Genomic DNA, 14,076 nt, shown 5'->3' with positions numbered 1-14,076 from the left:
TGGGGCGGAGCGTTGATCGGCGGCCGGCTATTTCGGCTGGATCAATTCACAGCCGGCGAGGAGCACGGCGCCGCGCCCGTGCAGGTCGTCGTCGGGCCGGCGGCGATTGAGGTAGTAGTCGAGCTTGAGGCTGATGCCCGTGCCTTCGCCGGTGCCGTTGACGGCGCCCGCCGGCGTGACCTTCGTGCGCGCGATGCTGGCGTACGCCCGCTCGGCGGCCCGGCGATACTCCGGGGGCAGCCACCCGCGGTGCGCGCCGCGGGCGAAGCAGTAGGCGAACATCGCCGTGCACGAGGTTTCCTCCCAAGTCTCGGGCCGATCGAGGATCTGGCGCCAGCAGCCGCTCTCCCCCTGCAGCCGCGCGATGCCCGCGGCGTGGCGACGAAAGACCGCCAGCAGGTCCGCGCGCGCGGGATGATCCTCGGGCAGCGCCGACAAGGTCTCCACGGTTGCGACCATGGCCCAGCCGTTGGCCCGTCCCCATTTGAACGGCGAAGCCTCGCGGCGCACCACGCTGTAGCCGTGGAACCACACGCCGTCGGCGTCCTGCAGGCGTGCCGCCATGTTCAGAATCTGCCGCGCGGCGTCGGTGCGGTGCTGCGGCTTGCCCGTGAACGCCGCGTAGCGGACGAGGAACGGGCACGACATATAGAGATCGTCCGCCCAGATCGTGCCCAGCGGCCAAAGCTTGTCTTCGTCCGTCATGGCCGGTCGCCAGAACGTGCCGTCCTCCAGGCGTTCCTGGCGATGGACGATCCATTCCGCGATGCGCGCCACAAGGCGGCGGTCGGCCGGCGTCACGTCCTGGGGATGGCGGAGGAGGTTCTCCAGAATCTGCGCGCCCATTGCCCCGCAGTTGTCGAGATTGCCGAGGCGCAGGAGGCCGCCGGCCGGAACGTCGCGGGCCTCGATAAAGGTCTGCCACTCGCGACTGGCCCCGGCCTCCCGCTCCACGGGCTCGATCCAGGCGAGATAGCGCGCGACTGCCTGATTATGCGCGGCAACCCACTTCCCGAGCGCCGGGTCGCCGAGCGTCTCGGATGCCCGGAGGACCCCGTAAAGCGTGACCCCCCAGGAGTAGTTCCAGCCCAGGCCGGTCGGCGGCCGCGCAGACCGGACCTCCGCCACGCTGCGAACGGCAGCATAGTCGCCGTCGCGGACCGGCCCAAACTGCGCCGGTTGGTGCCGTGACACGCGGGCCACGGTCTCGCGGGCGAGGGCGACCGGATCCGGCTCGGCCGCCGGTGCCGCCACGGCCGCGGCAAGGACGAAGACGAGGGCGCAGGAGCGCGGGGACAGATGGGCAAGGAGCCGGGGAGGGGTCGGCATGGGGAAAGAGAGAAATCAGCGCGCTGCCTGGACCCAGCTGTTCCAGTCGGCTTCGACGCCGAAGCGCAGCGTGGCAGCGCCGGTTTGGGCGGCGCCCACGTCGGGGGCCGTGGTAAAGCCATCGTTGAAACCGGGAAGCGGCTCGGCCGCGCCTTGGCCCGGCGACCCGGCAGCGAGCGGGGCGGCTCCGGCGGGGAGAACCGTGGCCGCGGTGTAGCGGGGCGCAGCGAGAATGCCGTGCGCCTCATACCCGGCGCGTCCCTCGATCACGCCGGTGAGCAGGTCATGGTCGTAGTCGTTCGTCAGGTTGTGCGGCGGATCCTTGATCGCGTCATTCTTCGGCAGGCGCACGTCGAGGAGGTTGTTCCGCGCGACGACCTGACGGAGCAGGAGCTTGGACTCGGTGACGAAGATGCCGTGCATGGCCCCGGCGCGCTGCCCTGCATGCAGCGGCTGGCCGATCGTGTTATGGAAGAGGTACACGCGGCCGTTGACGAAGTGCTCGAACCGGGCCGGCGCCCCGAGCTTGAACATGCCGCCGCCGTGCGGATAGGGACCGCGTGGGTCGCGGGCGTCGGGAGGATCGCGCCGGGTGAGCCCGGAGACGTTGCGGAACACGTACAACGGGCCGAGCGATGTGCTGGCCAGGCCGAACGCCATGAAGGTCTGGTCGATGAAGTTGCCCCAGATCCGCACGTTCATGTCCGCACCTTCGGCCTCGATGCCGTCGTCCCAGACATTCGCGATGCGGTTGCCGTAGATGTCGGAGTCGCGGTTGGGAAACCCGGCGAAGCCGCGGTTTTCCCAGGCCCCCATGCCATCGTTGAACCCGTGCTCCTCGTCCGAATAGATCTCGTTGTAGCGGAGGACGTGATTGCCGGCGGACTCGCCGAACACGATGCCCTGCGGCCCCTGCGGATGGCCGTTCTCCACCGTGTCCGGTTCGCCCTTCGCTCCCCAGCTGTTGGCGGCGGAACGGGGATGATGAATCCGGCAGCGCTGAACCACGACGCGGGCGAGCTGGCGTGATTCCGAGTAGATCCCGGCGTGATAGTTCTGGCCAAACTTGGCCGCGCCCTCGCGCTTGTTCGTGCCCCAGCCCGAGATGTCGCACGCCTCGATGACGACATCGGTGACGTCGCCGAGCACGATGCCGTGGCGGCGCGCGCCGCGGATGATCGCGCCGCGGAGGATCACATGCGATGCGCGGACCTCGATGGCGGCGTCGGCAGTGTCCGCCACGTCCCATGCCGCCACGGTGCCGGGGGCGGCCTCGTACAGGACGTAGCCTTCGGCGGGCGAACCGCCCTCGGTGATGACGAGGGGCGCCCCGTGCGTACCGGGCGGGAGGACGTGCCGGGCCTTCACCTTGAACTGCTCCTCCCAGGTGCGCGCCGGCACCACGACCGGCGGGCCGCCGGCCGGCGTGAGCCTTACCTCGTAGCTCGTACCCGGCCGCAGGTTGACGAGGCTGCCACGGTATTCGCGGGAGTGTTCGGGCACGCCCGGATGATCAGTGGCGTCGAACCAGAGGGGCAGCGCGGCGTGCCAGGTGTCCGTGCCGGCGATCCGATACGCGAGCGCGCAGCCGGCCGGGTCGGCAGGTGGTGTATCGGGTTTCCAGTACACACTCAGGCAGTGAAACGTGGGCACGATCTGCGGCCCGGCGGCGTAGGCGCGAGGCGTCACGCTGCCCAGCGCGAGCGCGAGCGGGGCGAACAGCAAAGGGGCGGAGGAACGCAGGCAGCGGGGGAACATGATGAGGGGCGGAAGGGGATGGCGCCGGGGCGCCACGGACAAAGGCGCAATCCGCGGCGCAACAAAAGCCGGTGCCGGTGCAAGCCGTTGCCCTGCGACCGCACCGCGCGCGGTTTTACCGGCGCTGGACGGGGCTTACGTGAGGGGCGCGAAGTCCGACGGCTCGACCCAGTCGCAGTACGGCGCCTCGCCGCGCTGCCACTTCTCGTAGAAGCCGCGCATCTCCGGGCGCGCCACGAGGTAGGCGTCGAACACCGCGCCGCGCCCGTTCACCCGCGGGTCCGCGGTCTCGCGCAAGGTTGCGAACAGGCGGTCGCGCAGCCGATCGCGGATGGCGGCATGTGCCGCATCCGGCGCGAGATTCTCGAGGCAATCCGGGTCGCGGCGCAGATCGTACAGTTCCTCCGCCGGGCGTTTGCCGAAGCACAGCTCCCAGTGCCGGCGGCCCGCCGGGTCCAGCCGGTGCTGCAGGATGTGGGTCTTGGTCGGCGACCCATCGCAGTTCAGGTACCCGGTCTCCGGGTTGCACGCCGGCCACCGGTCGGGCTCGAAGTTGCGCAGGTAAACCCAGTCCCGCTCGATGATGCCCCGGACTGGATAGCCGACGTCGCCCGGCCGGCCGATATCGTGCCGCTCCTGCCCGATGTACACCGCGTCGCGCGGCACCGCCGGAGCGTGCCCGGCCAGGAGTTCCCCGAGGCTGCGCCCCGCGGGCGGCGCCATGCCGACGGCGGAGGCCTCGAGCCCCGCGGCCTGCAGCAGGGTGGGCGCGATATCCACGTGGCTCACAAAGTCGGATACGATGCGTCCGGCGCCGGCGATCCCCGCGGGCCAGCGGATCGCCAGCGGCACGTGGGTGCTGAAGGGGTAGGGCTGACCCTTGGCCCGCGGAAAGGGCATCGCGTGGTCCGAGGTCACGACGACGATCGTGTTGTCCGCCGCGCCGGTGCGATCCAGCGCCGCCAGCATCCGTCCGAGGTGCCGGTCGAAGTGCTCCACGGCAAAGCCGTAGTCGAGCAGGTCGTGGCGCACCGTGTCGTTGTCCGGCCAATACGCCGGCACCCGCTCAATTTCCTCCGGGCGGCGGCCGCCGCGCCGGGCGCCGGAGCCGGGTTCGTACGCGCGGTGGGGGTCGGAGGAACCGTACCAGAAGCACCAGGGCCGGCCCGCCGGCGCCGCCGCCAGGAAATCCTCAAAATTGGCCGCGTAGTCGCAGCGATTCATCCGGGGCGAGGGCGGTTCGCAGGTGCGGGCGTCGAAGGCGCGGCCCACGAGCCGGCGCGGGCTCCCATCCGCCTGGAGCGCCACGCCCGGCGCCCAGCCCTTGTTGGTGCTGCCGGTGAAGTAGCCGCTCTCCTCCAGGACCTCGGGGTACACCTTGAACTCCGGGGGGAAAAACCCGGCGTGATTGCCGGCTTCCTTGAGCTGCCAGCTATGCAGTCCGGTCAGCAGCGTCGCCCGCGACGGGGCGCATTTCGCGTTCACCGTGTAGGCCTGGGAAAAGAGCAGGCCCTCCCGCGCGACGCGGTCGAACGCCGGGGTGTCGACCCACGGGCAGCCGTAGGCGCCAGCGTGGCCGAACGACCAGTCGTCGGTGATCGCGAAAAGGATGTTCGGACGCGGGGTGGGCATCGGCGCGAGTGTGGTGAATCCAGCCTGAGAGAAAAGCGGCCCCGCGAGCAAACCGTTGCCTTGAGGCGAATCTGGGCCCATGTGCCGGTGGCCCCATGAAAGCGAAACCCAACTACGCGACCGGTCTGCTGGTCCCGAACCTTGAGGCGGTGGCGCGGGCGGCCGGGGTTTCCGTCAGCACCGTGTCCCGCGCGTTGCGCAACCATCCGAAGATCTCGACCGCGACGCGGCAGCGGATCCACGAGATCGCCACGCGCCTCGGGTATCGGCCGAATCCCTACGTGCACGTCCTGATGTCGCATGTGCGGCAGGCCCGGACGGCCCCCTATGCGGCGACCTTCGCGTGGCTCGACCGCGCCGCGAGTCCGGATGCGTGGCGCGACATCCACGTGCAGCGTTTGTTCTACGAGGGCGCGGTGGCGCGGGCCGAGCAGCTCGGGTTCAAGATCGACCGCATTTATTGCCGGACCCCGGGGATGAGCCGCACGCGGCTGGCCTCGATGCTGCTCGCGCGCGGGATTCACGGCGTGCTGTGCACCGCCGACGAGCCGAATGCGCGCCTGCTGGAGTTGCCGCTCAACCCGGCGTCGTTCGCGGTGGCGACGATCGGCTGCCGCTTCGTGGATCCGGACCTGCATTTCAGCACGAACGATCAGTTTGCCTCCGCGGCGACGGCGCACCGCCAGCTCCGGGCGCTCGGCTACAGGCGGGTGGGATTCGTGACGACCCGCGAGCACGAGGAGATCGTCGATTTCCGATTCTCGGGGGGGTATCTCTCGGCGGTCGCCGGCGAAAACAAGCAGGGCACCATCCCGATTCTCTTCCACCAAACCGGCGCGACGGCGGCCCTGCGCGAGTGGCTGCGGCGCCACCGGCCCGACGCGTTGCTGGTGGTCGGGAACATCGACGTCGTCCGGCTCACCAGCGACGCCGGCTTGCGCGTCCCCGAAGATATCGCCGTGGCCGTGCTCGACTGGCACAAGGGGCTCCGGGACATCGCGGGCATGGACCAGGATCATGCCCGGGTCGGCGCCGGGGCCGTCGATCTGGTGGTGTCGCAGATTCGCCGCAACGAGTTCGGCATCCCCGTGCATGCGCAAGGCGTGATCGTGGAGAGCCGCTGGGTGGCGGGAGCGAGTGCTCCGCCGCGGTGAGCGGCGCGCGCTGGGCAACGGTTTGCCCTGTGTCATCGTTGCCAATACCGCCGGGCGAAACATGCCGTTGGCGCGCCCGGCATGGTTGCTTTGCCGGCCCCTGCCCCTCCCGGCCCGCCGGCCTTCGCCCGTGGCGCCAAGCCCCCAACCGAACTTCCCCATGACTCCAATTCTGACTCCGCGGTCGTCTGTTCCCACCTGGATGGCCGCTGCGTGGCGCCAGGCCGCGGCGGCCGCCGCCGTCGCGCTGCCCCTGATTTCGCTGCACGCGCAGGTCCCGGCCGCCAAGGACGCGCCCGAAGAGATCGTCCAGCTCACGCCGTTCACGGTGACCGGCCAGGACGACCGCGGCTATCAGGCGCAGAACAGCCTCGCCGGTACCCGCCTGCGGACCGACCTGCGTGACATCGCCGCGCCGATCAGCGCCTTCACCCAGCAGTTCCTGCGCGATGCCGCGATCACCGACACCTCCGACCTCGCCGGTTTCATGCTCAGCACCGAGTACGACCTCTCGGAGGACTCGGCGGCGAACATGAACAGCATCAAGGGCGACGCACGGCCGATCCGCATGCGCGGCATCGTCCTCACGAACGGCACGGCCTCGCCTTCGGTCAACTTCTTCAAGATCGATGGCCGGCTCGATACCTTCAGCCTGGAGCGCCTGGACCAGGCCCGTGGGCCCAACGCCATTCTCTTCGGCCTCGGCACCGCGGCGGGGACGGTGAACGCCACGACGAAACGGGCGCGGTTCGACCGGAACAGCGGCGAAGTCGCGATCGCGGGCAAGCGCTGGGGCGGCCTCCGCACCGAGGCGGACTACAATCAGATCATCATTCCGAAGCGGCTCGCCCTCCGCGTGGCCGCGGTGCGCGACGACCAGGACAGTTGGCGCAACTTTGAGTACAACAACAGCGAACGGTACTTCGGCACGATGAAGCTCAAGGTGGCTGCGAAGACCGAGGTCGATTTCGAAGTCGAGCACGGCAACGTCGACAAGGCGACCCGCCGGGTCTGGACGGCGTACGACGCCTACACGCCCTGGCGCGACGCCGGCATGCCCCTCGCGACCAAGGCCACGGCCGGCGTGCAGGTCCTGTCGACCAGCCCGTACATCGTGTACGACACGCAGACCGGCGGGCTGATGAACTGGCGCAACATGACGACCTCGCAGAAGGCGGTGACCGCCGACGGCACCGCGCTCGTGCTGGCGGATTTCTCCGTGCTGCCGCGCGAGACCTCGATCGTGGGCCCGGGGTTCAACCAGTTGAAAAAGTATACCCGGATGACGGCGTTCCTCACGCATCAGTTCACGCCGGACCTGAACCTGGAGGTGTCGGCCTTTCGCCACGACAACCTCGCGACCGACTTTGACCCGCAACTCGCGGCCGGCCTGGCGTTGCAGGTCGACACCAACCCCAAGCTGCCGAATGGCGCGGTCAACCCGAACGCCGGGCGCGCCTACCTCGAAGGCCTGCCGCAACTCGGCGTCAGCGACACCCGCGACGACTCCGTGCGCAGCATCCTCGCGTACCAGCACGATTTCGGGCCGAAGCTCGGCCGCCACAGCCTCGCCGGCGTGTTCCAGTACAACCACCAGAACTACCGTCAGACCGTCACGCGTGAGCAGGTCGTGGTGAATCCCTTCAATACCTCGAATCCCGAGAATAATGGGAACCGCGTGTTCCGGCGCACCTACGTCGATCTCAACGCTCCCTCGGACCAGATCGTCATGGCCAACCCGCTGCTCATGCCCTCGGTGAGCGGGCTCACCGAATCCATCGGCGGCAAGACCGTCCAAACCGCGTGGGTGCCCTTCAACACCGGCACGCAGCTCAACAGCAACCGGCAGACCTCCTACATTGCCGCCCTGCAGAGCTCCTGGTGGCGGGACCGCTTGCACACGGTGCTGGGTGCCAGCCGCGATGAGCGCACGGACTACTACAGCACCCAGACGCGCACGCCGCTGGCGCCGTTCACGAACGGCGTGATCACGGCCGAGCCGGGCACGGTCCCGTTCAAGAACACGGCGAACAGCTTCTCCTTCAGCGGGGTCGTGCGGGTCATCGATGCGGTCAGCCTGACCTACAGCCAGGCGCGGAACGCGGGCCTGCCGAACCCCACCGGCACGTTGCGCACCGCGACCGGGCATCCGCCGGCACCGAAAGGCGAGAGCCGCGACTACGGCGTGAAGCTCGACCTGTTTGACCACCGCCTGTTCGTCACCGCCACGCGCTTCGAGTCCGGCGACAAGAACGATTTTGATTTCACCGGCGTCCTCGCGGCGACGATCAACCCGATCTGGAACGGCCTCGATGCGGCCGGCGTCCTCGCCGCGAACGGCCTGGCGCTTGACCAGGTGCTGGACCGGACGAACGGCTCGACGCGCGACACGGATTCCGAAGGCTACGAGGTGGAGCTGACGGCGAACCCGACGCCGAACTGGCGGATCTACGCCAACTACACGAACAGCCGCACGACGGTGCGGAATATCGGCCGCGAAATGCAGGACTACATCGCGAGCAACCGCGCCCTGTGGGAGAAGAACGCGAACGTGGCGATCTCGGACACGACCACGACGGCGCGCACGGTGGGCTCGCAGCTGGCGGTGATCGACCGCGCGATGTTCAACCAGTTTGTGGTGCAGGATGGGCGCGAACCGCTCGGCCAGATGCGGCACAAGTTCAACCTGCGCACCGGCTATGATTTTACCCAAGGGCCCCTGAAGGGGATCACCCTCGGTGGCGCGGTCCGTTACAACAGTGCGAACCTGATCGCCTTCACGGCCGTGCCGGATGCCGACGGGAACGTCGCGCGAGTCTCGAAGTACGGCAGCCCGCAGGTGTACCTGGACGCCAATGTGGGCTACGGGCGCAAGTTCACCGCGCTCCACCGGTCGATCCGCTGGTCGCTGCAACTGAACGTGAACAACGTCCTGAACAATGACGCCTTTGTGCGCCTGAAGGAAAACGAGAGCGGCCAGCTGCTGTCCTACCGGTTCAACCGACCGCTGGAGTGGATCGTCACGAATCGCTTCGAGTTCTGACCGGCGCGGGTCTGGGCGGCCCCGGCGGATCGGCCGCGGGACTCGCCGCCGTCGGGCGCGACGGTGGCAGCCGGGAGCGGTGGCACCGCGGCGCCTAGCGCGAGCTCCAGCGGCCCGGCAGCCACTGCGCCCGCGGCAGCGCCATGATGGCGGCCGGGGCGTGGCGGGTTTGCAGGAGCCTCGCCATGGTGCGCATCGGCGAGTCGATGTGCGTGAAGAAGCGCCGGTACGCGTGGCAGAGGTAATTCAGGCCCGGTTCACCCTCGGGGGTGCGCAGAAACCGGTGTTTGGGACACTCGCCATGGCAGGCGAACCGGACGGGACACTCGCGGCAGTAGCGGGGCAGGGTGGCGGACTTGGCGTCGCCGAAGGCGACTTGCGCGGGTGAATCCACCAGCGTTGCGAGCGGATCCTGCGCCACGTTGCCCAGCTTGTACTCTGGGTAGACGTAGTGGTCGCAGCTGTACACGTCGCCGTTGTGCTCCACCGCGAGTGCCCGACCGCATTTCGGCGCGAACACGCACACGCCGGGCGGCACGCCCACCCAGTTCGCCAGCGCGGCATCGAAGTGCTGCACGAAGACCCGGCCGACGTCGCGCTGCACCCAGGCGTCGAAGATCGTGCACAGGAACTCGCCGAAATCCGCCGGCCGTACGGTCCATTCGGTCACCTGGGTGTCGAGTTCGGCGCCGGTCACCGGCTGCGGCGGCGCGGCGAGCCACAAGCCGGCGGCGTTCTGGGGCGCGCTGCGTTCCACGATGGGGATGAACTGGATGTACCCGGAGCCGATCTCGCGGAGGAAGCGGTACACGCGCAGCGGGTGCTTGGCATTGCGGCGATGCACGGCGGTGAGCGTGTTGAACTCCACCCCGTGCCGCTGCAGGAGCTCGATGCCGGCGATCACGCGGTCGAACGTCGGATTTTCGCCGCGATCCACGCGAAAGGCGTCATGTAGCTCCCGCGGGCCGTCGATGCTCACGCCCACGAGGAACTTCTCCTGGGCCAGGAAGGCCGCCCATTCCTCGTCGAGCAGCACCGCATTGGTCTGCAGCGCGTTGTGGACGACCCGACCCTCGGCGTATTTCCGCTGCAGGGCGACGACTTGACGGAAGAACGGGACGCCCAGCAGCGTTGGCTCGCCTCCCTGCCAGGTAAAGTGGACCTCGCCGCCCGGTTGCGCGGCAAGGTGGTTGCGCACGTAGGCCTCGAGCAGCTCGGGCTTCATCCGAAAGTCCCCGCTGCCCGGATACAGCTGCGCCTTCTCGAGGTAGAAGCAGTACCGGCAGGCCAGGTTGCACAACGCGCCGATGGGCTTCGTCATGACGTGGAACGGGGCGGTGGCAGGCGAAGGAGGAGGGGGGGGCGACATGGGGAACATCGGGCCGGCCAGGCGGGCGCGCGACGCACGCGCCAATAGGGGCGGCGACGCGGCGCCACGCAAGACCCCGCACGCCGCGAAGACCGCCTTTTTCGAACGTGAAGCCCGGCGCGCGTTCCCTCCTGCGCCGCGGGAAATCAGCTCGGGACGTTGACCCTTCGTGCGTCAACCTCGCTGATTTGGCTTCAAGGCGGCGTCGGACTTGCGGGCAGGATCTTGAGGTTCGCAAAGTCGCCGCCGCTCACGTCGGTCCAGAGCGCGAGCCAACCACGCTTGCGCTCGCTGAGCTGGGTGACGACGAGGCAGGGCTCGACGCCGCCGTCGACGAACACGCTGACCTGGGGCCACGCGACGACGAGACGGACGTGGAACCAGGCGTCGGGATCGGGGACGGGTACGACTGCTTTCTCGTACTGGCCCGGATGCTCGGCGCGCAGTTTCTGCCACGGGTGGGCGGGGAGAGAGATGTATTGCACGGCGCGGGCACGGCGGGCCGGGTCGCTGGCCTTGAAGTTGAAGGGCCGAAAATAGACCGCGTCGTAGGTTTTCACGTCGGCGCCGCCGTGGAAGGCGAGGCCGAGAAAGCTTCCCTGGACAACGTTCCGGCCGCGGGCGTCGAACTCGATGGTACCGTCGGCAAAGACGACATTCTCGAGGCGCAGAAACCCGGCGCCGGTCTCGCCTTCGAGGTGGATGGCGGGGGCGCCGTTGCGCTCGATGAGCCGCGCGGAGCGGTTGATCAGTTTCCAGCCGTGTTCGGAAGGCGCGGCCGTGAGGTCGGGAGTGAGGGGCTTGGGTTGGGCGGAAGCGAGGCCGGCGGAGGCCAACGCGAGCAGGCCGATCATGGCGCGGAGGCGGGGGGGTGTGGCTTTCATGCGGGGGGAGGGGGCGATGCGGTGCGGCGCCCGGGGACGGATCGATCGGGGCGGCGTGTTCACCTTCTACACTGCGACTTTCGTGCGCGGATGGGGGCGGGAAATGCTCCGCGATTATCCCAGATTTGGGGCGCGCCGGAAAGCCGGCACTTGGCGGGCGATGTTTAGTCGGTTGGCCGCAGGCGGAGAAAACGACCGGCAGGAGGGTGGCGGTGTTGGCGAGCAGGATATAACGGAAGCGCCCGGCGATGAACGTGTGGGCGCACCAGTCGCAAAGCGGATGGACCGAGTTGGGTTCCGAGGGCCGAAGGCGCGTCCAATGTCAGCCGGGCGCCGAGCATCTTGGTGGGACGGAGGATCAGCATTGGAGGCAGGATCGTGAGGCGCTTGCGCCGGCGACCGCATGAAATTCAGCGCGGTGACATACCCCGGCGCGTGGTGAATAGAATTCCGGAGTTTTCCGGCCGGCATGTCCGCAGCGCGTTTCTTTGTTCGTTGAAGTGAGGCGAACGCGAAGACGCCGGGTGAGGCGGCGCCGCACCGCTCGGATGTGCGCCTGGCCTTCTTTCGTTCCGGCAATTTGATTTTCCACCCACACCCACATTCCCTGACGTTTGATATGCCTACCGACACCTCTTCCGGCCGCGTTCGCGTGCATTGCTTCAGTCTTTCGATCGACGGCTTTGGCGCGGGCCCAGATCAGACCCTTGAGCAACCGCTGGGGGTCGGAGGCGGGACGTTGCACGAGTGGTTTTTTCCGACGCGGACGTTTCGGCAGATGACGGGCGAGGACGGGGGCTCGACCGGCGTGGATGACGCGTTTGCCGTGCGCGGCTTCGAGGGCGTGGGCGCGTGGATTCTTGGCCGCAACATGTTCGGGCCGATCCGGGGCGATTGGCCCGATGGCGCGTGGAAAGGGTGGTGGGGCGACACCCCGCCGTACCATTGCCCGGTCTTTGTGCTGACGCATCACGCTCGCGCGCCGCTCGTGATGGAGGGCGGCACGACCTTCCATTTCGTCACGGACGGGATTCATTCGGCGTTGCGGCAGGCGCGGGAGGCCGCCGCGGGCAAGGACGTGCGGATCGGCGGTGGTGTCGCGACCGTGCAGCAATACCTGCGGGAACGCCTGATCGACGAACTGCACCTTGCCATCGCTCCAACCCTGCTCGGCTCCGGCGAGCGCCTCTTCGCCGGCCTCGACCCCGTGCAACTCGGCTACCACTGCGTTGAGCACGTCACGACTCCGAGCGCCCTGCACGTCGTGCTGCGGAGAGGTGAGTAGGATTCGGCGCGCTTCGGGGACCCTGCCGGGGACGTCAGCGGGCGAGCCGTTTGCTGCCGTAGAGGACTCTGCCTCCGGAGCCGCAATCGACGCTGGTTTCTGCTGGCGGGCTTACCGAAATGTGCAGCGGTAACTTTCAGGATCCAGCCGGCAGTTCTGTTGGAATCGTCCCGAAAGGATAAAGCAGCGCGGGGAGGTCTTGAACCGAAAGAGCCGGTACAAGTGGTACTGTGGCGCGAATTGCTGGGCGAAGCGGACTTCCTTCGCTGACGCGAAGAAAGGCGTTTCTTTGGCGAACGCGGTGGTCTTCACCTCGATGAACCGCTCCTGACCGGTTGGCTCGTACGAAAGAATATCGAAGCCCGCGCCATCGTCCTTCGCGGCGACATGGGTGACGCGGCCAGCGAGCTGGTCGTGCCCGAGCCGCGAAAGCCGCTCTTGCTCGTAACGCAACGCGAGCTTTTCGCCCGCCGCCCCGAGAGACGCGTTTCGGGCTTCGCGTCCCACGTAATCGCGCCGGCCAGCCACGATCCGCTGCGAGTCGTACGGTGCGGTCGGCTCCTCCACCACCTCGGCAACTTCCAGCTCAGGCTTCGCTTCTTCGAAACGGCTGAAGTCGGTGTCCTCCGGCACGACTGCTGGCGCCTCGGCGGCGGCTCGTGCCTGCAGGTCGAATTCAGGATGCGCGGCGAGCCACGCCACCACCTCGTCCTCGAGCAGTTGCTGGTAGTTGCCGCGCGGCTTGTAGCCCGGAATCCAGAAACACTCCAAGCCCTGCAGCACCGCGCTGATGTTCTGGTGCTTCAGCTCGACGGCCCCATCGGTCCGGCCCGCGAGCTGACTCAGTAGCGTCCGACGGTGGGCGGACTTGTTATAGTCCTGCCGCGTCAGCTCGAACTGAAGCATGTCCATATAGTCGGCGACCGTGCGCCTCACCTCTGCCACCGACCAGTCGTCACCTGCAGCCATGCCCGCCAGGTCGTCAGGTCACGCCGCGAGTGTCAGCCCTGAAATCGGGTGCTCCACGCTATCCCGTACTTCGAGCGGGGAACGATCTGCATGATCGTCGCTCTTGTGTAGAGTGCCGCCAAAAACGGCACAAGCGCCTTACTATGAAGGCGCTTGCGAATTCGTGGCGTCCCCACGGGGATTCGAACCCCGGTTCTCACCGTGAAAGGGTGGTGTCCTAACCGGGCTAGACGATGGGGACTAACCGCGGAGCCGGGCACGCTACGGCGCAGCATCGACCGCGCAAGGGCAAAAATGGGCGGCGGGCGTCAACGCGGTTGATCCCTATGTCTTGGCACCTGCCTCTTCCGGCGTCTCCAGGAGCGTGGCCCGGCCCAAGTGCCAAGACGCCGGGTGAGCGACGGCGGCCAACGGCGATCCGCTTGCGGAGCGGGCATGTTCGCGGCGAATGGCTTGTGAGCCATTGATGGCGAGCGACTAACGGCGGGCGGCGGGTTGCGCGTCAGTCGCTCGCGTGGCTCAGGGCGAAGGCGACCAGGAAGCCGGCAACCACCACGATCCCCGAGAAGTCCCGCGTCTCCGCGAACGCCTCCGGGATCATCGTTTCCGCCACGAACACCACCGCTCCGCCGACCAACCGGTCTCTGCGCACT

At 68.1% G+C, this 14,076-nt stretch carries 10 protein-coding genes and 1 tRNA gene; 3 read left to right on the top strand and 8 right to left on the bottom strand.

Features of this window, described 5'->3' with window-relative positions:
• Nucleotides 1-27 precede the first annotated feature (27 nt).
• From DB354_RS04485 to DB354_RS04475, 3 genes are all read right to left on the bottom strand, one after another.
• Nucleotides 28-1,329, bottom strand: a complete 1,302-nt coding sequence (locus DB354_RS04485; RefSeq protein ID WP_107834237.1) for a glycoside hydrolase family 88 protein — start codon at nt 1,327-1,329, stop codon at nt 28-30.
• Between the two features lie 15 nt (nt 1,330-1,344).
• Nucleotides 1,345-3,087 (bottom strand): right-handed parallel beta-helix repeat-containing protein, encoded by a 1,743-nt coding sequence (locus DB354_RS04480; protein ID WP_107834236.1) that lies wholly within the window; start codon nt 3,085-3,087, stop codon nt 1,345-1,347.
• A 135-nt stretch (nt 3,088-3,222) separates the two neighbouring features.
• Nucleotides 3,223-4,719, bottom strand: a complete 1,497-nt coding sequence (locus DB354_RS04475; RefSeq protein WP_199226793.1) for a sulfatase — start codon at nt 4,717-4,719, stop codon at nt 3,223-3,225.
• 95 nt (nt 4,720-4,814) lie between these two features.
• Between DB354_RS04475 and DB354_RS04470 the strand changes: the two genes are divergently transcribed.
• Both DB354_RS04470 and DB354_RS04465 read left to right on the top strand, forming a co-directional pair.
• Complete coding sequence (locus tag DB354_RS04470) at nt 4,815-5,873, top strand: LacI family DNA-binding transcriptional regulator (RefSeq protein WP_107834234.1); 1,059 nt, start codon at nt 4,815-4,817, stop codon at nt 5,871-5,873.
• Between the two features lie 160 nt (nt 5,874-6,033).
• Nucleotides 6,034-8,916, top strand: a complete 2,883-nt coding sequence (locus DB354_RS04465) for a TonB-dependent receptor (RefSeq protein WP_146180107.1) — start codon at nt 6,034-6,036, stop codon at nt 8,914-8,916.
• 94 nt (nt 8,917-9,010) lie between these two features.
• On the opposite strand, the gene DB354_RS04460 is transcribed toward DB354_RS04465, so the two are convergent.
• The gene (locus DB354_RS04460; RefSeq protein WP_107834232.1) at nt 9,011-10,285 is read right to left on the bottom strand and encodes an anaerobic sulfatase maturase; all 1,275 of its coding nucleotides are present in this window, start codon (nt 10,283-10,285) and stop codon (nt 9,011-9,013) included.
• Between the two features lie 194 nt (nt 10,286-10,479).
• Nucleotides 10,480-11,169, bottom strand: a complete 690-nt coding sequence (locus DB354_RS04455) for a hypothetical protein (RefSeq protein ID WP_146180106.1) — start codon at nt 11,167-11,169, stop codon at nt 10,480-10,482.
• A gap of 619 nt (nt 11,170-11,788) precedes the next feature.
• On the opposite strand from DB354_RS04455, the gene DB354_RS04450 reads away from it, so the two are divergent.
• Nucleotides 11,789-12,454, top strand: coding sequence for a dihydrofolate reductase family protein (locus DB354_RS04450; RefSeq protein WP_107834230.1), 666 nt, complete (start codon nt 11,789-11,791; stop codon nt 12,452-12,454).
• A 111-nt stretch (nt 12,455-12,565) separates the two neighbouring features.
• On the opposite strand, the gene DB354_RS04445 is transcribed toward DB354_RS04450, so the two are convergent.
• The 3 genes from DB354_RS04445 to DB354_RS22225 form a co-directional block, all read right to left on the bottom strand.
• On the bottom strand, nt 12,566-13,423 hold the full coding sequence (locus tag DB354_RS04445; protein ID WP_107834229.1) for a DUF3883 domain-containing protein: 858 nt from the start codon (nt 13,421-13,423) through the stop codon (nt 12,566-12,568).
• Between the two features lie 164 nt (nt 13,424-13,587).
• Nucleotides 13,588-13,664, bottom strand: a tRNA-Glu gene (locus tag DB354_RS04440).
• 261 nt (nt 13,665-13,925) lie between these two features.
• The gene (locus DB354_RS22225; RefSeq protein ID WP_158277368.1) at nt 13,926-14,075 is read right to left on the bottom strand and encodes a hypothetical protein; all 150 of its coding nucleotides are present in this window, start codon (nt 14,073-14,075) and stop codon (nt 13,926-13,928) included.
• Between the last annotated feature and the right edge of the window lies 1 nt (nt 14,076).

This window comes from Opitutus sp. ER46 (assembly GCF_003054705.1).
Taxonomy (GTDB): Bacteria; Verrucomicrobiota; Verrucomicrobiia; order Opitutales; family Opitutaceae; genus ER46.
This window is presented reverse-complemented; position numbering and strand designations above follow the sequence as displayed.